Raw genomic sequence first — 19,465 nt, 5'->3', positions numbered from 1 at the left:
CTTGACAATAGTTCTTAAGAGAACTAAAATAGTTAGCACGAGAACTAAGGAGGATTACATGTCACGAATTATCGCTGATCTGAGAGAATTAACCCATCAGATTGAACAAATCAGTGAAGAAATTGCCAAAAAATATGCCATCGACCATCTATCAGGTCCCCAAGGGCATGTCTTGGTTTTTCTCCATAAAAATCCAGATACAGAGATCTATGTTAAAGACATTGAAATAAAACTTGGAATCTCAAAATCAGTTGCTAGTAACCTTGTGAAACGGATGGAAAAGAATGGTTTTATTGAAGTCTTTCCATCGCAGACTGACAAGCGTTATAAACAGGTGATTATGACGCAAAAAGGGGAAGATAAGCTGCCGCTTTTACAAGAATGTCGCAAAGACATTGAAAACTACTTTTTTAAAGAAATTACCCATGAAGAGTTTCAAGTGGTTCGTAAAGTCATTGATCAATTAAAACAAAATATGCTTGATTATAAAGAAGGAGAAGATGATGCTTAAAAAAGCCATTATGAATTACAAATGGTATGCTCTGGGATCATTATTGATGATAATTGCTGTTGTTGCAAGTACCTTGTTACAACCTCATTATTTAAAAGATGTTTTAGAAGCAGTCATTAAAAACGATAAAGACAAAATTGCCCAAGTTGGTGTTTTGCTTTTAATTATTGCGGGTGTTGGTTTAGTTGCCGGAACGGTTAATACCATTCTTTCAGCTAAGATTGCCCAAGGGGTTTCAGCGGATATTCGGGAAGAAACTTTCCGTAAAATTCAAAGTTTCTCATATGCTAATGTGGAAGAATTTAATGCCGGAAATCTGGTTGTTCGGATGACTAATGACGTTAACCAAATTCAAAACTTAGTCATGATGCTCTTCCAAGTCTTATTCCGTTTGCCAATTCTCTTTATTGGGGCCTTCTATATGGCTGTTCAAACCTTACCAAAATTATGGTGGGTCTTGGTCTTAATGGTAATCTTAATTGCTATTATTATGGTCCTCGTCATGAGCCAAATGGGTCCACGTTTTGGAAAATTCCAAACCTTAATGGATAAAATTAACCGTATTGCCAAAGAAAATCTTCGTGGTGTCCGAGTTGTTAAATCCTTCGTTCAAGAACGTGAGCAATATGCTAAATTTAAAGAAACTTCAAATGAACTTTTAGGTCTTAACCTCTTTATTGGATATGGTTTCTCAATGATGCAACCAGCCTTAATGTTGGTTTCCTATTTAGCCGTTTATGTTTCTATTTTAGTGGTTTCTGGGATGGTTAAAACGGAACCAACAGTAATTGGTGGTATTGCTTCTTTCATGACCTATATGATGCAGATTATGTTTTCTATTATCATGGTAGGCTTTATGGGAATGCAAGCAAGCCGTGCTTTCATTTCTATTGGTCGGATTAAAGAAGTTCTAGAAACAGAGCCAGCCATGACTTATGTCAATAAAGATGAGGCCGAAGATATTTCGGGTGATATTGTCTTTGAACATGTCAGCTTTACTTATCCAAATGAAGAAGAAGCAACCTTGAAAGATATCTCTTTCTCAATTGCTTCAGGTCAAATGGTTGGTGTTGTTGGTGCTACTGGTGCAGGAAAATCAACCTTAGCACAGCTTATCCCTCGCTTATTCGATCCACAAGAAGGTCGTATTTTAGTGGGTGGTAAAGATCTTAAGAGCCTCAGCCAGAAAACGCTGAAAGAAAATATCTCTATTGTTTTACAAAAAGCTATTCTCTTTTCCGGAACAATTGCCGATAATTTACGTCAAGGAAATTATCGTGCTGATTTTGAAACCATGCAAAAAGCTGCTTCCATTGCTCAGGCGCGTGAGTTTATTGACCGAATGGATCAAGGTTATGAGAGTCAAGTTGAAGAACGTGGGAATAACTTCTCTGGTGGTCAAAAACAAAGGATGTCCATCGCGCGTGGAGTTATTAATAATCCGAAAATTTTAGTATTGGACGATTCGACGTCAGCCCTGGATGCTAAATCTGAAAAATTAGTTCAGGAAGCTTTAAACCATGATTTGAAAGAAACAACAACTATTATCATTGCTCAAAAAATCTCATCTGTTGTCAAAGCAGACATCATTTTAGTCTTAGATAATGGTCGCTTGATTGGTCAAGGGAAACACGCCGAATTGATTGCTTCAAACGATGTTTATCGTGAGATTTATGAAACACAGAAAGGTAAGGAGGAAGAATAATGAAAACAGCACGTTTTTTCTGGTTTTATTTTAAACGCTATAAAATATCATTTTTCTTTATTGGACTAGCGATTATTCTTGCCACTTACCTTCAGGTAAAAGCGCCCGTCTTTCTAGGGGAAGCTTTGACTGAACTTGGTAAAATTGGTCAAAAATACTATATGGCTAAGATGATGGGGAAAACAGGTTACAAACCTGATACTTCAGCTTTCATGGCCGTCATGACAAAATTATTGTTAGCTTATCTCTTTACTGCTTTAGCTAACTTTGTTTACAGTTTACTCTTTACTCGGATTGTTGCCCAATCGACAAACCGCATGCGTAAGGGTCTCTTTGGTAAATTGGAACGCTTAACTGTTTCCTTCTTTGATAGCCATAAAGATGGTTCTATCTTATCTCGTTTTACCAGTGACTTGGATAATATTCAAAACTCGCTCAACCAATCTTTAGTGCAAGTTGTTACCAATATTGCCCTTTATATCGGTTTGATTTGGATGATGTTCCGCCAAGATACACGTTTAGCCCTTTTGACGATGGCAACGACACCTGTAGCCATCATCTTCTTGGTTATTATTATCCGTTTAGCCCGAAAATACACTGATATTCAACAAAAAGAAGTTTCAGCTCTTAATGCCTACATGGATGAGAAGATTTCCGGTCAAAAAGCGATTATCGTTCAAGGTGTTCAAGAAGAAACTATCGACGGTTTCTTAGAACATAATGAAAAAGTAAGAGCTGCAACCTTTAAAGGTCGTCTCTTTGCGGGTCTATTATTCCCAGTCATGAATGGAATGAGTCTCTTGAATACAGCTATTGTTATTTTTATCGGTTCAAGTATTGTCCTCAATGATAAATCAATCTCAATGGCTGTAGGCCTTGGTTTGGTTGTTACCTTTGTACAGTTCTCTCAACAATATTACCAACCAATTATGCAGGTTGCCGCTTCATGGGGCGAGCTTCAGTTGGCCTTCACAGGCGCTAGCCGCATCCAAGAAATGTTTGATGAGGAAGAAGAAGTTCGTCCTCAGAATGCTCCGCTATTCACCGAATTAAAAGAAGGTGTTGCCATTAATCACGTTGATTTTGGTTACAAACCTGGGCAAAAGGTTCTTTCAGACGTGACCATTCAAGCGCCTAAAGGTAAGATGGTGGCTGTCGTTGGACCAACGGGTTCAGGTAAGACAACCATCATGAACCTGATCAACCGTTTCTATGACGTTGATAGTGGTTCCATTACTTTTGACGGCATCGACATCCGTGATTATGACTTAGATAGTCTTCGTAAAAACGTTGGTATTGTCTTGCAGGAATCAGTCCTCTTCTCAGGAACAATTGCTGACAATATCCGATTTGGCGATGATTCCATTGGTCAGGATATGGTGGAAATCGCTGCGCGTGCCACCCATATTCACGAATTTATCAAGTCTTTACCGGAAGGTTACGAAACCATGGTCTCAGACGATGAGAATGTGTTCTCAACTGGGCAAAAACAGTTGATTTCAATTGCCAGAACCCTACTGACCGACCCACAAGTTTTAATTTTGGACGAAGCAACATCCAATGTTGATACCGTAACCGAAAGTAAAATTCAAAAAGCTATGGAGGCCATCGTAGCAGGTAGAACCAGCTTCGTTATCGCCCACCGCTTGAAAACCATCCTCAACGCAGATGAAATTATCGTCCTTAAAGATGGTAAAGTCATTGAACAAGGTAATCACCATGAATTATTACGCCAAAAGGGCTTCTATTCTGAACTTTACCATAACCAATTTGTCTTTGAATAAAACAACAAAAAGCCGAGAAATCTCGGCTTTTTGTGTTTTATAAATACTTAGTATTAGCTTTCAATGTGTTTAGTCTTGGTTTGATTTAACCAGGCATAGGCGATTCCCATAAAAAGACCGCCGCCAACCCAGTTGCCAAAGAAGACGACTGTCCATTGGCGTAAGACATTGATGACTGTAAATCCTTTAATATGATCAACGGGACTAAAGCCTGCTAACATAAAAGAGGCAAAATTGGCGATTAAATGCTCGTTGACTAAAAAGACAAACATAAAGATGGCAGTGACAACAACAAAGATTTTTGCAGATTCCTCTTTAAGTAACATGTAACCTAAAACAGCGATATTAACAAACATGTTGGCAGTAATACCTTCAATAAAGTTCATCCAGTCGGTTTTAGCTAGTTTTAATTGAACGGCATTGATGACAAAACTCTTATCCGTTAATTGGTGGTAAGTGAAGGATTGGTTAAAGAGCCAAGCTAAGAAGATGGCACCAACTAAATTAAAGAGTGTACAGTAGAGTAACATCAAGGTTACTTTTGACCACTTTATCTTTTTATAATAGGCACCGGCACTCAAATACATCATATTTGAGGTAGCTAATTCGCCATTAAAAATCAGGACATAAAAGAGACCAATAGCGAAGATTGCTGTAAACGTAAAACGTCCAAGAGATGGAAATTGAGTTGAAATCATATCAGCAGCTAAGATACCAACAGCTGTTGACATGGTAAGATAGGCACCGGCAAACATTGAGCGGACACCGTAACGAGCGAGACTTTCGTCAAAAAGTGCTTCTTTTTTGGCACAGGCTACTTCTATTTTTTCTTGAAAAGGAGACATGATTTCTACCTCGATAATCATAAAAACGAGAGAAGTTAATCTCTCGTTGAAAATAACTTATTTTATATGAAGGTCTAAAATTAATGCTCAGAGGCACCAGATGTGGCATCTGCTTCAGCAACTGCTGGAGTAGCAGGAGCTCCACCGGCATCAGATGCGCCAGAAGTAGCATCAACACTGCCATGTCCAGCTGGCATAGCGCTAGCTTTTCCACCAGCCAAATGCTGACCAGTTTCTTTCAAATACCAATCTAACCAAGGTTTAAAGTTGAAAACAATCTCGTTGATACCTGAGAAGGAACCATCTGGATAGTACATAGCTTGGTAATTGTGGGTATTAATGACTTCGGCTGGGCCACCAGGAACAATTGTCCGAACGTACTCTTCATTACCATTGCGGAGAGAACCAACAACCCACTCAACATTTTTCATCCGAGCGGCTGGAAGTGAGCCATGAACAGTTGATAAGCGGTTACCCACTTGTTCTGGAAGACGTTTAGCATACATTGTTTCTGGATCTTGATGGGCATTGTTGTAGTAAAGGAATTGGTTATTGTCATCTGAGTAAGTTAGTTCAAATGGCATAGCTTTCAAGAACATATTGATTTGATCAACTGTTAAAATCCCATGGTCAAGCTTAACATAGGTGTCCCCTTCTACAGCATTCACTAACTTGGCAGCTTTGTCAACCCAATCAGGATCATCAGGGTCAACTCCAGTGATAGTTGTCGCAATTGGATTGTTACAGTCTAAATCTTCTTTTTCAATTGGTTTTGGTTGACGCAAAGCTGAAACCACTTTAACGTATTTAATGAAATTATCTAAACAAGTTTCTAAGAATTTCACGGTACCCTCATTTATAATATTGCCATTGTTATCAAAAGCTTCTTTAGCTTTTCCTAGTAAGAATTCATTACCTGGAAGGGTGAAGGCATTAACCCCTGGCGCTTCCAAAATTTTACGGAGATGCACTTGGGCACGTGATGTTCCTTGGTCATAATAAGAGGCACCAACAATCATGACTGGTTTATTTTCAAGTGGGTGTAAGTTAAAGGATAACCATTCAAGAGTGCTCTTAAGAGCAGGTGTAATGGTATGGTTGTGTTCAGGTGTTGCAATAATAACACCATCAGCGCGAGTGATTTTATTATAAAGGTATTTAACTGCGAAAGAATCAGATTGATCTTCGTCTTGGTTAAACATTGGAATATCTTTAATTTCTAAGACTTCGAGTTCACATTTTAATTTAAATTGGCGTCTCATGAATTCTAACAACATGCGGTTGTATGATTGATCTGCATTTGAGCCAACAATACCAACAAATTTCATAGGTAAGATCCTTTCTTATTACAAGTTTTCCCAATCAAAATCTTCAGCTTCTTTACGCAAAAGTTCTTGAGCATTAGATAATTTTCCAGCAATTTTAACAAAAATACGGAAATCATCGAAGATAGCATCTAATTTTTGAATGGTTTCTAGGTCAAAAAGATTACCATTAGCATCAAATGCTTGTAATGAATGAGAAAGTAAAAATTCATCAGGAAGAACAGTCGCTTTCAATTCAGGCGCATTTAAAATTTGACGCAACTGCAATTGAGCACGAGATGAGCCAAGAGTACCATATGAAGCCCCTGTAATCATAACTGGCTTACCGAGTAATGGGTAAATACCGTAAGACAACCAGGCCAAGGCGTTCATCAGTGAAGCAGGGATAGAATGGTCATATTCTGGAGTACCGATGATGACGCCATCAGCCTCTTGAATTTTTGCGGCCATTTCCATAACACTTTCAGGTAATTCCTTATTAGCAGGCTTATTGAAGAGTGGTAAATCCTTGATTTCCATCAATTCAATTTCTGCTTTATCGGCAAAATGATTTGACATGTATTGGAGAAGCTGACGGTTAGTGGAACGGCTTGAATTAGTACCAACAAGACCAATGACTTTCATAATTTTTCCTCTATTTCTAAAATTTCAAGACTTTTATATCTTGTCTTTATGATAACGCTTTATTGCAATAATATCAATTATTTTCTGAAATATTCATTTATCTTGAATATTCTTATAAGCAAATGAATAAGCTGAAGGAGTGAATTTTTGTTATAATGATATATTGAAAAACTAAATAAAAGGATTTATATGAAAAAGACACTATATATTATTGCTGGCTGTGTCAGCTTCGCTCTCGCCATTATTGGTATTCCCTTACCTATTTTACCAACAACTCCCTTGCTTCTTTTAGCTGGTTTTTGTTTTTCACGCAGTTCAAATCGTTTCAACGATTGGTTATGTGGAACCAAAGTCTATAAATATTATGTTGGTGATTATTTAGAAACTCGTATTATCAAACGTGAGCGCAAGAAACAAATTTTGGTCCAAGTTTGGATTTTAATGGGAATCTCCATTATCTTTGCACCTTTTGTTTGGGTGAAAATTCTCTTTTTCACCATGACAACCATTATGTCATTTGTATTATTTAGATTTGTACCAGAAAAATAAAAAGAATCCCATCTAATAAAATGGGATTCTTTTACCACCATCTGAGAAAAGGTCTAGCCTATTAAGAGGCTAGACCTTTTCTATTAGGAGTTAAGTGAAAACCAGGTAAATCGGAGATTACGGACTTCAACTTGATTTTTATCCAGATGATATCTTTCCAAAATCATTTTGCGAATGTCGTTTGGATTCTGCTTTGTTTGACCATAATAGCCACCAAGATTTTTGCGATAAGTCCAATGACATAATTGATCAAGCTGCGGATAATCTGTTGGTTTTTTATCGGCAGCTTTAAAAATGATTAAAGTGGAGTAAGGAATTGGCTTTTCATTATTGGCTTTTAATCCTCTTTGGAAATAGATAAAACCAATAATCAGGATAAGAACAGTGATTTCGCCAACTATGATGTAGGGATCACTTTTAATGAATAGAGCGGCTTCTAGCATTCTTGTTCCTTTCAAAATTTAGCTTTCTTATTTTTTCAGTTGTTTGTCTTTCAATTAGACTGCCCCTAAAGTACCTGAAACTTGGAATGATGTTACAGACACTTCTTGATTACTTAAGTTGTATGCTTTTTTGATACTTTCTCTTAAGGCTTTATCATTTATTTTTGATTTAACAGAATAGATATCTGAGCTGGGCGCGTGAGAAATGATTTTGATATTTCTTAATAAAGTGGTATTTTTTGCTAAGTCAACTTCTTTTTCAGTATTAAGTTTAATGACATAACTATAACCACTGATTTTGGTAGCTTTTGACATGCCCTTGAAGGCTGAAGAAATCATAAAATTGACGATGGCAATAAGTAGGACAAAAACAAGTATTTGTAATACTAATTCCATGGTGATTAGACCTTTCTATATTAATGGACCGCTGGTCCCATACTGATATATTGTGAATTTTGAATGCTTATGTGACTAGGATTTAATTCTAATGTTTGACTGAGCAATTGCATGAGTTGATCATTAGTGAGGTTAGTTTGAACACTATAGGCAATATCATTTTGAAAATGATGAATAATTTTAATCTTCTTTAACAATTGAGGGTAGTCAGATAAGACGACCTTTGGTCCATCTTTATTAAATTTGATTAATTTAGGAGAAGATATATTTTTGCCAGCCCAAGGTCTTGCCGTTCTGGTCAAGAAAAAGATGAGGAAAACAAGGAGATAAAAGAGATATAAAGGCCATTCTGTTGGCATAAGATCACGCTTTCTTTAATGGAATTGAGATTATTATAGTCTTCTCATAATCTCATGTCAACACAATAAGCGAGCTATAGTTTTTTAATATAGTGACACAGGATGTAGTGCTTTGAGTCACGTTTAGCTACTAGGAGTAGATGACAAGAGATTTATTAAGTGCCAAGACTATAACTCTTTTAATTTGTGAAGCAATTTTCTTGTCATTTTCTTTTAAGACTATAAAAATATAGTGCTTCTTTTTTGTTTAGATGGGGTATTTTTGCTATTCTTTTACGAATAATTTATAATAGGGAGAATGAATTTTGTAGAGAAAAGGAAGTAATTTAATGAAAGTACGTGGCTTCGAGTTAATTTCAAAATATGCTGACGCTGCTCAGCTATTACCCAAAAGAGAAACAAAACATGCAGCTGGATATGACTTAAAGGTGGCAGAGGCGATTGAAATTGCTCCGGGTGAGATTAAATTGGTAGCAACTGGAGTGAAAGCTTACATGCAAGCTGGAGAAGTTCTTTACCTTTATGATCGCTCGTCTAATCCGCGTAAAAAAGGTTTAGTATTAATCAATTCCGTTGGTGTGATTGATGGTGACTACTATAATAATGAGGCCAACGAAGGCCATATTTTTGCGCAGATGCAAAATATTACGGATCAGTCAGTTACTTTAGAAGTTGGGGAACGGATTGTGCAAGCTGTTTTCGCTCCATATCTTTTGGTTGATGGTGATCAGGCGGAAGGTGTTCGAACTGGCGGTTTTGGCTCTACCGGTCACTAAGAGAGTCATTTTAAGGAAAAGAAGAAGTTATGGCAAAGAAAAAAGCAACTTTTGTCTGTCAGGAATGTGGTTACCATTCGCCAAAATATTTGGGACGCTGCCCCAATTGTTCGGCCTGGTCTTCATTTGTGGAAGAAGTGGAAGTTCAAGAAGTTAAGAATGCTCGTGTCAGTTTAACGGGTGAAAGAAGCAAACCGGTTAAACTTAAAGATGTTGATAACATTAATTATGCAAGGACAAAGACAGACATGGATGAATTTAACCGTGTCTTGGGTGGTGGTGTTGTTCCCGGCAGTTTGATTTTGATTGGTGGGGACCCAGGTATTGGGAAATCGACCTTGCTCTTACAAGTGTCGACACAATTGGCTAACAAAGGTACCGTTTTATATGTTTCAGGTGAGGAATCAGCAGAACAAATTAAATTGCGGAGTGAGCGTTTAGGCGATATTGACAATGAATTTTATCTCTATGCGGAAACCAATATGCAAAATGTACGGGCGGAAATCGAAAAAATTCAACCTGATTTTCTCATCATCGATTCCATTCAAACCATCATGAGTCCTGAAATTTCGGGTGTCCAAGGGTCTGTCAGTCAAGTTCGAGAAGTTACGGCTGAATTAATGCAGTTGGCTAAAACCAATAATATTGCAACTTTCATTGTTGGCCATGTCACTAAAGAGGGAACTATTGCCGGCCCAAGAATGTTAGAACACATGGTGGATACTGTTCTATATTTTGAAGGTGAGCGTCATCATACCTTTAGAATTCTAAGAGCCGTCAAAAATCGCTTTGGTTCTACCAATGAAATTGGGATTTTTGAAATGCAATCAGCTGGTTTGGTAGAAGTGACCAACCCTAGTCAAGTCTTTCTCGAGGAACGCTTAGACGGCGCCACTGGTTCAGCGATCGTGGTTACAATGGAAGGTAGTCGACCAATTCTTGCCGAGATTCAATCCTTAGTAACTCCGACTGTTTTTGGGAATGCCCGGAGGACAACAACAGGCTTGGACTTCAACCGTGTTAGTTTAATTATGGCAGTTTTGGAAAAACGCTGTGGCTTGCTTCTGCAGAATCAGGATGCCTATTTAAAGGCTGCCGGCGGCGTTAAATTGGATGAGCCAGCCATTGACCTTGCGGTTGCCGTTGCGATTGCATCTAGTTATAAAGAAATGCCGACCAATCCCCAAGTAGCCTTCTTGGGGGAAATTGGCTTAACAGGTGAAATTCGGCGGGTAACGCGGATTGAACAAAGGATTAATGAGGCAGCCAAGTTAGGATTTACCAAAATTTATGTCCCTAAAAATGCTCTCCAAGGTCTTGATATTCCAAAAAGTATTGAGGTTGTAGGGGTGACCACTGTCGGCCAGGTATTGAAAGCAGTCTTTTCTAACAAAGGTTAGGAAATAGACACTATTTATCGGAATTATTTAACATATCAAATTAAATATGCGAACATTTCTTCTGAATGAGTTAAAATTTTAGAATTTTTGCTGTTAAAGTGCTATGATGGCTACAAGAATTTGTTTAGCGGTAGAGTCATTTTAAGGAGGAATTATGTCATATTTTGAAAGTTTCATGTTAGCCAATAGTGCCTATGTTGATCTTCACGGAACAGCACATTTGCCATTAAAGCCAAAGACCAGGGTTGCTATCTTGACCTGTATGGATTCTCGGCTCCATGTGGCTCATGCACTGGGTTTGGCACTTGGTGATGCCCATATTTTGCGAAATGCTGGGGGTCGTGCAACCGATGATATGATTCGTTCACTGGTTATTTCCCAACAACAAATGGGAACACGGGAAATTGTTGTTCTTCATCATACTGATTGTGGAGCTCAAACCTTTACCAATGAAAGTTTTGCTCAACATATCCATCAAGAATTAGGTGTGGATGTTTCAGGTAAGGATTTCTATCCTTTCCAAGATGTGGCAGAATCTGTTCGTGAGGATATGCGTATTTTGAGAGAGTCACCACTTATCCCAGAAGACGTCGTGATTAACGGGGCTGTTTATGATGTGGATACTGGTAAAATGACTCAAGTAAAAGCTTAAAAATAACAACAAAAAGAGGGAAAATAATTCTCTCTTTTTTTCTTAATATTCTTATGTAAACATTGGACAAAAGCTCTTGAAATAGGCTATACTGAGGGTGTTAGAAAAACTAAATATGGAGATTTTTAAAGGAGAGTTCCAATGGCAGATAACCGGATGAAATTCACAATCGATTCAAACATGCAATTCCCTTTGGTAGAGATCGACTTAGAGAACGGAGAGTCAATCTTTTTACAACATGGAAGTATGGTTTATCACAACCCTGAAGTCCAATTATCGACAAAACTGAACAGTAAAGGTTCAGGTTTAGGTAAATTGGTCGGAGCTATCGGTCGTTCAATGGTTTCAGGTGAGTCAGTCTTTATTACCCAAGCTCATTCTTCTAGTGATAATGGCAAACTAGCTTTAGCTCCCAACACTCCTGGACAGGTTATTGCCCTTGAACTCGGTGACAAACAATACCGACTCAATGATGGTGCCTTCTTAGCGCTTGATGGTTCTGCCCAATACACAATGGAACGTCAAAGTATTGGTAAAGCCTTATTCGGTGGTCAAGGTGGACTCTTCGTTATGACAACAAGTGGCCAAGGAACTTTATTAGCCAATTCATTTGGATCAATTAAGAAAATTGATTTAAACGGTGGTGAGATGACAATTGATAATGCCCACGTTGTTGCTTGGAGCAAAGAGCTGGATTATGATATCCATTTAGAAAATGGCTTTATGCAGTCTATTGGAACAGGAGAAGGTGTGGTTAATACTTTCCGTGGCGTGGGAGAAATCTACGTTCAAACCCTAAATCTTCAACAATTTGCTTCATCACTCCAAAGATATATCACGACAAGTAGCAATTAATCAGAAGACAAAAATCAGCTTTTTTAAGGCTGATTTTTTATACTCAAAGGTGGAAAATATGCTATAATAGTAAAGATTTGAAACATTAATAGTTAGTGAAATGACCAAAGAGAACAAGCTCAAGATTCATTGTTGCTTGTTTTTAGCTGACTAAAATGCTTTTTAATAGGAATAGGAGAACTAGAATGTCTAAACCAATTCGTGTGCGTTATGCACCAAGTCCAACAGGGTTATTGCATATCGGTAATGCCCGTACAGCACTCTTTAATTATCTTTACGCTCGTCACCACGGTGGTACTTTTATTATTCGTATTGAAGATACTGACCGTAAACGACACGTCGAAGATGGTGAGCGCTCACAGCTTGAAAACCTCAAGTGGTTGGGAATGGATTGGGACGAAAGCCCTCAAACCCATGAAAATTACCGTCAATCAGAGCGTTTAGAACTTTACCAAAAATATATTGATCAACTTTTGGAAAAAGGCTTAGCCTACAAATCATATGTCACAGAAGAAGAATTGGCTGCTGAACGTGAACGTCAAGAAGCTGCTGGTGAAACGCCTCGTTACATTAATGAGTTTATCGGTATGTCAGAAGAGGAAAAAGCAGCTTATATTGCTGACCGCGAAGCGCAAGGAATTATTCCTACTGTTCGTTTGAAAGTCAACGAATCTGGTATTTACAAATGGACTGATATGGTCAAAGGTGATATCGAATTTGAAGGTGGCAACATAGGTGGAGATTGGGTTATCCAGAAAAAAGATGGTTATCCAACTTATAACTTTGCTGTTGTTATTGATGATCATGACATGCAAATTTCTCACGTCATTCGTGGAGATGACCACATTGCCAACACACCAAAACAATTAATGGTTTATGAAGCACTAGGTTGGGAAGCACCTGAATTCGGACACATGACCTTGATTATCAATTCTGAAACAGGTAAAAAATTATCAAAACGCGACACTAACACCCTTCAATTTATTGAAGATTATCGCAAAAAAGGTTACTTACCAGAAGCTGTCTTCAATTTTATCGCACTCTTAGGATGGAATCCTGGTGGTGAAGATGAAATCTTCAGTAGAGAACAATTAATTGAGCTCTTCGATGAAAATCGTCTCAGCAAATCACCAGCTGCCTTTGACCAAAAGAAAATGGACTGGATGAGCAATGAATACCTTAAAAATGCTGATTTTGCTAAAGTTTTTGAGCTTTGCAAACCCTTCTTAGAAGAAGCCGGACGCTTAACTGAAAAAGCGGAAAAATTAGTTGAACTTTACCAACCACAATTGAAATCAGCTGATGAAATCATCCCCCTAACAGACCTCTTCTTTAGCGAATTCCCAGAATTAAGCGAAGCTGAAAAAGAAGTTATGGCAGGGGAAACAGTACCAACAGTCTTGAAAGCCTTTAAAGAAAAATTAGAAGATATGACTGATGAAGATTTTAAACCCGAAAACATCTTCCCACAAATTAAAGCTGTTCAAAAAGAAACAGGAATCAAAGGGAAAAATCTCTTTATGCCAATCCGTATTGCGGTATCTGGTGAAATGCATGGACCAGAATTACCAAACACAATCTACTTATTAGGTCGTGAAAAGTCTATTCAACACATTAACAATATGTTGTAATATCTGAAATAGTGACTCACTTAAATGGACATTACCCCAATTTTTAGATAGTCTATCTATGAATTGGGGATGCTTTAAGCTAAGTGGGTCATTTTTTGTTTTTTCTCACTTGATGAAAAATGATAATTGTTAGAAATTGCCATATAGTAAGGCTTGTAGTATGATTATAGAAGCTAGAGAAAGTGAGGAAATAGACTAATTTTATCAATAAGAGTGCTAGTGTTATTCACTCGTTTTTTGACTTCTTGGACCATTTTCTTTTTGAACAGTGAGGAAGATAATAAATTAGTTAAAGCTGTTCTGTTAACAATTGGCGAGGTAATATTGGTATATTATTTTAGAGTACCCTTCACAGTTTTAGAACCACTGTTAATGTTATCTTATCACCTTCTTTTCCATGAAAAAATGTCTGTCTTTCTTAGAGTTTATTACACTCTTTTTCCAATCGTTTTGACCAGTTTAATTTCAAGTTTTTTGATTTTCTTTATTTTTCCCTTCCTCACTAGACAAAGTCTTTCGACGATTTGGCAGAGTGACGAGTATGAAATGTTATCTTATCTCTGTGTAATTCCACTTCTTACTTTTATAGAACGGATTTTCACTATTGAAAATTTTAAGTTTACTTATCCAGATTTGACAGTTACAAAGCGCTATTTATGGATTACCGATTCGTCCTTGGTCATTTACTTCTTAGGATTTTATTTCTTTGAATCAAAAAATGCTGAGGGTGGCGATTTGTTCTGGCTTTCTAAAATATTAATTCTTATCTTTTTCTTTATCTTCTTATATCTAGCTTCTTATTTAAATAATTTTTATAGAAGCATTGTCCAAAAACAAATTGAAGAGAGGGAAAGTCGTCATATGCTAGTCCTCGAACAATATAATCATTATATTGAAAATCTCTATAAAGGGGTTCGTTCCTTTAGACACGATTACCACAACATTCTGCTAAGTCTGGAAGGTAGTATTAATCAAGGTGATATCGATGCTATTAATACGGTCTACCACGAAACACTGGATAAGATGGCTAAGTCTACCCAAAGTGATGTCACTTTCGATACTTCTTATTTTGCGGGACTTAAGAACACTCAACTTGAAATATACTTGACCCTCAAGAGGGAAAAGTTGGCAGAAAAAGGTATTACTTTTGAACTTGTCAGTGATTCTGACTTGAGTCAACCTCCAATCAAAGAAGTTGACCTTCTGCTTATTCTTTCTTCTCTTTTAGAAATTGCAGAGCTGACAACTAGTTGTGAAGGGTCACCTTATATCAAGCTATTTTTGAAGTTAAGTCAAAGTCAGAGACTATCAATCTTAGTAGAAAGTTCATATTCCAAAGATTGGGAAAAGCAGACTCGAGACCGTAAGCTACCAATGGATAAAGTGAGATTAATTTTGAGATACTATTTAAAAGAGTGGCCAGAACTAATCTATAAAAGAGACAAAACAGACTTTCTGCTTTTACAGTCCCTAACCTATTCCCCAAGCCATGAAATAGAGAAGTGAGCAAATGTATTATTTTTTTGATTTTTTATTATACCTAGTTCTATTTATTAATACTTATCTCCTCTTTGTTATGGTTAGTGGGAGGAGAGCAAAATGGTACCAAGTTGTTTTATTTGGGATTATTAATATTGTCTTATCCTATGTTTTAGACAAGTTTTCAATTATGTTAGATCCACTTTATTTATTAGCTTTTTCTTACCTTACAAAGCAAGAACAAGCACTCTCATATCACGTTTTTTATAGTTTTTATGTTTTTACAAATGTGGACCTTTTTTCACGTCTTATTGGTTATTTAGTCTTACCAACTTTTTTAAATATTTCTATTGATCAAATTAATAATAATATTTGGCTGGTTCTACTAACTTATATGCTAGTTATTCCTTTTCATCTATTTTTTAAATCTCTTTTACACATTGACTACCACAACTTTCATGAAAATAACGTCAGTCATCTTAATCAAAGTCAGATTTTTAGACCTCTTAATGTAACTATGGTCCTTTTCTTTATTGTTTTGCAAACTTTAATATTTTGTCAATATAATATTGAAGGCTTCCCAGCCTATACGGAACAGTTTCGCTACATCCTAATTTCTTTGTATGTCTTAATCTTTTTCTATGGCTTATATCAGTTGAATAGACAGACTATGGAATTTTTACATCTAAGGATGGAACGTGACAAACAACAACAATATGACCATTTGACTCAATATAATTCTTATATTGAGTCACTATTTGCGGAAGTTAGCCACTTTAAAAACGATACTAAACATTCCTTACTTGCTTTTGGAAAAATTGTTGAAAAAGGACAATTATCAGAGATAAAAGAGTCCTATAAAAACTTGTTTGTTGGGGAAGATGTGCCCTTTCATCATCGAAAGTATAATTTTGACCATCTAACCAATTTAAATATACCGACAGCTAAAAGCTTTTTAGCCGCCAAATTATTTGATGCTCAGAACAAGGGAATGGATGTTAGCATTGAAATTCCTGATCTTATTACAGAAATACCATTAAAAATTTTGGATTTTATCATTATCATTTCAGTTTTTTGTGATAACGCCATTGAAGCTGCCATGACTTCTGAGAAAAAGCTCATTCGTTTGGCAATCTTTCAAACGGAGGAAAATCTTCATTTTGTGATTGAGAACTCAACTTCTGATAAAAAGATTGTTATTAATCAGATTTTTGAAGAAGGCTTTTCAAGTAAAGGCGGTGATAGAGGAATTGGATTAGCCAATGTTAAAACAATTCTTACAGACTATCCCTATTGTAGTTTAGCAACAAAGAGTGATAATTTTCTCTTTACTCAAAAATTATCTATGCCAAAATGGAAGAAAGAAATTAGAAGAAATCTGCAATAATTTTCTTATCAATTTTGATAGATGCCCCATTGGAGAGCCAACACCATATGTCGATATTAACAGTTGCAGTGTTTTTTACACGTTTTTTAACCAGTTGGACTATATTTTTCTTAAATACCAATACAAAAAATAAACTTCTTCGTGTTATTATTCTGACGATATTTGAAGTCTATTTAGTTCTTTTTTTACATATTCCATTTGTTATTTTAGAACCCTTCCTAATGCTTCATTATCGTGTCATCTTTCACCCTAAAGATACGTTACCATTAAGGATTTACTATACCCTCTTTCCAATTGTATTGACTAGTTTAATTTCCTCAGTTATGATCTTTTTTGTCCTTCCTTTTCTAACCCATCAAAGTGAATTGACAGTCTGGAAAAGTGCAGAAATGGAACTTTTTTCCTATTTATGTGTGATCCCAGTTTTGAATTTTGTTGAGCGGATTTTCAATATCGAAAACTTTTCTTTCGACCATTACTACCTACAAACCATATCCAAATTTTTATGGGTAACAGATATCTTATTGAGTTTTTATTTTTTCGGCTTTTATTTTTTTGAAAGTGCTAATGCTGAAGATACCTCGCTTTTCGGAATTTCAAAGATACTTATCTTACTTTGCTTCTCAATATTTTTGTACTTAACTTCTTATTTAAATGCTTATTCCAAGACCAGAGCTAAAAGACAAATTCAAGAAGAGGAAAACCAACACTTGCTGATGCTGGAAGCTTACAATGCTTATATCGAGGAACTTTATAAAAAAATTCGTTCTTTCAAGCACGATTATGATAATATCATTCTCTCTTTAGCAGGTAGTATTGATAGACGGGACCCAAAAATTATCAAAGAAGTGTATCAAGAAATTGTCGAAAAAATGGAAGTGACAACACACGATAACTATTCCATTAATCTTGAGGAATTTTCAAATATTAATAATTCTGATTTACAAATCTTTTTTGCCCTTAAATTTCATGAGTTACGGCAAAAAGGATTCGTTTGTAAATTCGTTAATGTTAGACCAATTTCTAACTTGCATCTTAAAACCTTTGATTTTTTAGTTCTGATGGCTGTCTTTATGGATTTTGCAACGATTTCAGGACAAGGCCTTGACGAACCATTCCTGACCATCTTTTGTCAAGAAGATGCAAATCAAAACATTTCGATTATTGTCGAAAGCCAACATAATCAAATGAATACTAAGGATTCAACTCAAAGATTGGAAGCACTTGAAAAGCTTAATCTGATTATTGATTCTTATCAAGATAAATACCACAATATTTCTTTTGAGCGAGATAAAACGGTTTTTACTTATAAGCAAACCATGAATATTAGTATTACTACCTTTGGAGAGGAGATAAATTAGAATGACAGACTTACTTTTTTATCTGCTTTTTTACCTGGTTCTTTTCCTAGATTATTATCTCCTATTTATCCTCGTCAGTGGACGCAGAGAAAAATGGCAATATGTTCTTATATATGCCCTTATTGGCATGTCAATGAATTATTTTGTCGATCATTTATCCTTTGTTTTGGATCCACTATACCTTTTTCTTTTCTCTTATTTAACTAAAAGAGATCTGCCGTTGAATAAGCATCTCTTCTATAGTTTCTTTGTCTTTACCTCTGTTGATTTGTCGGTTCGTCTGCTAGAATATATTATCCTACCCACACTGATGCAAAGCTCAGCTACAGTACTCAGAGAAGATGGCTGGAATATTTTATTAGCCTATGCTCTTATTATTCCAGTCCACTTTTTTATGAAATTTTTGCTACATGTTGATTATGAAAGTATTCGTGAGGCTTCTGATAATACAAAGGCTAATATTTTTCAAAATTTAAATCTTGGTATGATTCTTATGTTCATTTTTGTTCAAGTGAGTACCTTTTTTCAATACAATATTGCGTCTATGTCAGAAGTTTTTAATGAGTATTATCGTTACTTGGTTATTTCCATCTATGTCCTTATTTTTTTAGTTGGTGTTAATCGGCTCAATAGTCTCGCCAGTCACATTCTTGAAGAACAATTATTAAGGGAACAAGAACATCACTTTCACAACTTGGCCAATTACAATCAATATTTGGAAGGCTTATTAAAAGAAATTAACTCTTTTAAAGAAGAAACGTCTCTGTCGCTTAATCGATTGGGACAGGTGGTTGATCATGAAGATGTCGATGCGATAAGTGATGAATTTGACCAACTCTTTAAAATTGGCTTTAATCCATTTAAAAATCAACGGTTTAATCTCGATAAATTGGTCAATATTAATATTCCCACTTTAAAAAGCTTTTTGGCAGCAAAAATTTTCGAAGCACAAAAACTAGGCATTGAAACAAAAATTGAAATTCCAGATAAGATTATGGCATTGCCTATGAAATTGATTGATTTTATCATTATTATCTCTATTTTCTGTGATAACGCAATAGAAGCATCAGTGGAGTCGCAAGCAAAAGAGATTAAAATTGCCTTTTTTTGCCATAACGACGCCATCGTTTTTCTGATTGAGAATTCTAGCAAAGTAGAAAGAATAAATATCAGTCAAATATACAAAGAAGGTTATTCGACTAAAGGTAGAACAAGGGGAATTGGTTTACACAATGTTATGAAACTCCTTCAACCCTATCCCTTTGCGACATTGACCACAAAAAGCAAAGATTTCAGAGTCTCCCAAAGGCTTGAGATGGTTTTTAATAGTCAACAGACCATGTTTTGAAGAGTTGAGAAAAGAATGAATTATGTTAAAAATGA

Annotated in this window: 19 protein-coding genes; 13 read left to right on the top strand and 6 right to left on the bottom strand. The window is 36.1% G+C overall.

From position 1 onward, the window contains the following. Positions 1-58 precede the first annotated feature (58 nt). From A9Q68_RS07425 to A9Q68_RS07415, 3 genes are read left to right on the top strand one after another with little or no spacing between them, the layout of a single operon-like run. Positions 59-511, top strand: a complete 453-nt coding sequence (locus A9Q68_RS07425) for a MarR family winged helix-turn-helix transcriptional regulator (protein ID WP_071794049.1) — start codon at positions 59-61, stop codon at positions 509-511. After that, positions 504-2,216, top strand: a complete 1,713-nt coding sequence (locus A9Q68_RS07420; protein ID WP_071794048.1) for an ABC transporter ATP-binding protein — start codon at positions 504-506, stop codon at positions 2,214-2,216. The genes A9Q68_RS07425 and A9Q68_RS07420 overlap by 8 nt, the downstream gene beginning before the upstream one ends. After that, positions 2,216-4,000, top strand: coding sequence for an ABC transporter ATP-binding protein (locus A9Q68_RS07415; RefSeq protein ID WP_071794047.1), 1,785 nt, complete (start codon positions 2,216-2,218; stop codon positions 3,998-4,000). The genes A9Q68_RS07420 and A9Q68_RS07415 overlap by 1 nt, the downstream gene beginning before the upstream one ends. Positions 4,001-4,053: 53 nt before the next feature. On the opposite strand, the gene A9Q68_RS07410 is transcribed toward A9Q68_RS07415, so the two are convergent. The 3 genes from A9Q68_RS07410 to A9Q68_RS07400 all read right to left on the bottom strand — a co-directional run bounded on the left by A9Q68_RS07410 (position 4,054) and on the right by A9Q68_RS07400 (position 6,794). Further along, positions 4,054-4,845: a formate/nitrite transporter family protein gene (locus A9Q68_RS07410; RefSeq protein ID WP_071794242.1), complete on the bottom strand. Its 792-nt coding sequence runs from the start codon at positions 4,843-4,845 to the stop codon at positions 4,054-4,056. Between the two features lie 80 nt (positions 4,846-4,925). Then, the gene (locus A9Q68_RS07405; RefSeq protein ID WP_071794046.1) at positions 4,926-6,173 is read right to left on the bottom strand and encodes an NAD(P)H-dependent oxidoreductase; all 1,248 of its coding nucleotides are present in this window, start codon (positions 6,171-6,173) and stop codon (positions 4,926-4,928) included. An 18-nt stretch (positions 6,174-6,191) separates the two neighbouring features. Continuing rightward, positions 6,192-6,794 (bottom strand): NADPH-dependent FMN reductase, encoded by a 603-nt coding sequence (locus A9Q68_RS07400; RefSeq protein WP_071794045.1) that lies wholly within the window; start codon positions 6,792-6,794, stop codon positions 6,192-6,194. A 189-nt stretch (positions 6,795-6,983) separates the two neighbouring features. On the opposite strand from A9Q68_RS07400, the gene A9Q68_RS07395 reads away from it, so the two are divergent. Next, complete coding sequence (locus A9Q68_RS07395) at positions 6,984-7,343, top strand: YbaN family protein (protein ID WP_071794044.1); 360 nt, start codon at positions 6,984-6,986, stop codon at positions 7,341-7,343. A gap of 83 nt (positions 7,344-7,426) precedes the next feature. Here the strand turns inward: A9Q68_RS07395 and A9Q68_RS07390 are convergent, their stop codons facing one another. Genes A9Q68_RS07390 through A9Q68_RS07380 form a run of 3 tightly spaced genes read right to left on the bottom strand, consistent with a single transcriptional unit; the run spans position 7,427 to position 8,541 of the window. Beyond that, positions 7,427-7,786 (bottom strand): hypothetical protein, encoded by a 360-nt coding sequence (locus A9Q68_RS07390; RefSeq protein ID WP_071794043.1) that lies wholly within the window; start codon positions 7,784-7,786, stop codon positions 7,427-7,429. Between the two features lie 54 nt (positions 7,787-7,840). Then, positions 7,841-8,182: a hypothetical protein gene (locus tag A9Q68_RS07385; RefSeq protein WP_083426043.1), complete on the bottom strand. Its 342-nt coding sequence runs from the start codon at positions 8,180-8,182 to the stop codon at positions 7,841-7,843. Between the two features lie 20 nt (positions 8,183-8,202). Then, positions 8,203-8,541, bottom strand: coding sequence for a hypothetical protein (locus A9Q68_RS07380; protein WP_071794042.1), 339 nt, complete (start codon positions 8,539-8,541; stop codon positions 8,203-8,205). Between the two features lie 329 nt (positions 8,542-8,870). Between A9Q68_RS07380 and A9Q68_RS07375 the strand changes: the two genes are divergently transcribed. The 9 genes from A9Q68_RS07375 (at position 8,871) to A9Q68_RS07335 (ending at position 19,430) form a co-directional block, all read left to right on the top strand. Further along, on the top strand, positions 8,871-9,317 hold the full coding sequence (locus A9Q68_RS07375) for a dUTP diphosphatase (RefSeq protein ID WP_071794041.1): 447 nt from the start codon (positions 8,871-8,873) through the stop codon (positions 9,315-9,317). Between the two features lie 29 nt (positions 9,318-9,346). Then, positions 9,347-10,717 carry a DNA repair protein RadA gene (gene radA, locus A9Q68_RS07370; RefSeq protein ID WP_071794040.1) on the top strand — a complete coding sequence of 457 codons (1,371 nt, stop codon included), beginning with the start codon at positions 9,347-9,349 and terminating at the stop codon, positions 10,715-10,717. 154 nt (positions 10,718-10,871) lie between these two features. Continuing rightward, positions 10,872-11,369, top strand: a complete 498-nt coding sequence (locus A9Q68_RS07365) for a beta-class carbonic anhydrase (RefSeq protein WP_071794039.1) — start codon at positions 10,872-10,874, stop codon at positions 11,367-11,369. Between the two features lie 141 nt (positions 11,370-11,510). Then, positions 11,511-12,224, top strand: coding sequence for a TIGR00266 family protein (locus tag A9Q68_RS07360; protein WP_071794038.1), 714 nt, complete (start codon positions 11,511-11,513; stop codon positions 12,222-12,224). A 185-nt stretch (positions 12,225-12,409) separates the two neighbouring features. Next, positions 12,410-13,855, top strand: coding sequence for a glutamate--tRNA ligase (gene gltX / locus A9Q68_RS07355; protein ID WP_071794037.1), 1,446 nt, complete (start codon positions 12,410-12,412; stop codon positions 13,853-13,855). Between the two features lie 546 nt (positions 13,856-14,401). Then, entirely contained in the window at positions 14,402-15,361 is a 960-nt protein-coding gene (locus A9Q68_RS07350; RefSeq protein ID WP_131814174.1) for a hypothetical protein, read from the top strand. A gap of 4 nt (positions 15,362-15,365) precedes the next feature. Beyond that, the gene (locus A9Q68_RS07345) at positions 15,366-16,721 is read left to right on the top strand and encodes a sensor histidine kinase (protein WP_083426042.1); all 1,356 of its coding nucleotides are present in this window, start codon (positions 15,366-15,368) and stop codon (positions 16,719-16,721) included. 47 nt (positions 16,722-16,768) lie between these two features. Beyond that, positions 16,769-18,082 (top strand): hypothetical protein, encoded by a 1,314-nt coding sequence (locus A9Q68_RS07340; RefSeq protein ID WP_071794035.1) that lies wholly within the window; start codon positions 16,769-16,771, stop codon positions 18,080-18,082. Between the two features lies 1 nt (position 18,083). Further along, positions 18,084-19,430, top strand: coding sequence for a GHKL domain-containing protein (locus A9Q68_RS07335; RefSeq protein WP_071794034.1), 1,347 nt, complete (start codon positions 18,084-18,086; stop codon positions 19,428-19,430). Positions 19,431-19,465: the final 35 nt, after the last annotated feature.

The sequence above is a fragment of the Streptococcus bovimastitidis genome, from assembly GCF_001885095.1.
Classification (GTDB): Bacteria; Bacillota; Bacilli; order Lactobacillales; family Streptococcaceae; genus Streptococcus; species Streptococcus bovimastitidis.
This window is presented reverse-complemented; position numbering and strand designations above follow the sequence as displayed.

Bases quoted from the DNA above. Each gene is read 5' to 3' on its own strand.
- A9Q68_RS07360 (WP_071794038.1), top strand. From the start codon at position 11,511: ATGGCAGATAACCGGATGAAATTCACAATCGATTCAAACATGCAATTC.
- A9Q68_RS07405 (WP_071794046.1), bottom strand. From the start codon at position 6,173: ATGAAATTTGTTGGTATTGTTGGCTCAAATGCAGATCAATCATACAAC.
- A9Q68_RS07385 (WP_083426043.1), bottom strand. From the start codon at position 8,182: ATGGAATTAGTATTACAAATACTTGTTTTTGTCCTACTTATTGCCATC.
- A9Q68_RS07380 (WP_071794042.1), bottom strand. From the start codon at position 8,541: ATGCCAACAGAATGGCCTTTATATCTCTTTTATCTCCTTGTTTTCCTC.
- A9Q68_RS07410 (WP_071794242.1), bottom strand. From the start codon at position 4,845: ATGTCTCCTTTTCAAGAAAAAATAGAAGTAGCCTGTGCCAAAAAAGAA.
- A9Q68_RS07415 (WP_071794047.1), top strand. From the start codon at position 2,216: ATGAAAACAGCACGTTTTTTCTGGTTTTATTTTAAACGCTATAAAATA.
- A9Q68_RS07345 (WP_083426042.1), top strand. From the start codon at position 15,366: ATGTATTATTTTTTTGATTTTTTATTATACCTAGTTCTATTTATTAAT.
- A9Q68_RS07425 (WP_071794049.1), top strand. From the start codon at position 59: ATGTCACGAATTATCGCTGATCTGAGAGAATTAACCCATCAGATTGAA.
- A9Q68_RS07350 (WP_131814174.1), top strand. From the start codon at position 14,402: ATGTTATCTTATCTCTGTGTAATTCCACTTCTTACTTTTATAGAACGG.
- A9Q68_RS07420 (WP_071794048.1), top strand. From the start codon at position 504: ATGCTTAAAAAAGCCATTATGAATTACAAATGGTATGCTCTGGGATCA.
- A9Q68_RS07340 (WP_071794035.1), top strand. From the start codon at position 16,769: ATGTCGATATTAACAGTTGCAGTGTTTTTTACACGTTTTTTAACCAGT.
- A9Q68_RS07335 (WP_071794034.1), top strand. From the start codon at position 18,084: ATGACAGACTTACTTTTTTATCTGCTTTTTTACCTGGTTCTTTTCCTA.
- A9Q68_RS07400 (WP_071794045.1), bottom strand. From the start codon at position 6,794: ATGAAAGTCATTGGTCTTGTTGGTACTAATTCAAGCCGTTCCACTAAC.
- A9Q68_RS07375 (WP_071794041.1), top strand. From the start codon at position 8,871: ATGAAAGTACGTGGCTTCGAGTTAATTTCAAAATATGCTGACGCTGCT.
- radA (WP_071794040.1), top strand. From the start codon at position 9,347: ATGGCAAAGAAAAAAGCAACTTTTGTCTGTCAGGAATGTGGTTACCAT.
- A9Q68_RS07390 (WP_071794043.1), bottom strand. From the start codon at position 7,786: ATGCTAGAAGCCGCTCTATTCATTAAAAGTGATCCCTACATCATAGTT.
- A9Q68_RS07395 (WP_071794044.1), top strand. From the start codon at position 6,984: ATGAAAAAGACACTATATATTATTGCTGGCTGTGTCAGCTTCGCTCTC.
- gltX (WP_071794037.1), top strand. From the start codon at position 12,410: ATGTCTAAACCAATTCGTGTGCGTTATGCACCAAGTCCAACAGGGTTA.
- A9Q68_RS07365 (WP_071794039.1), top strand. From the start codon at position 10,872: ATGTCATATTTTGAAAGTTTCATGTTAGCCAATAGTGCCTATGTTGAT.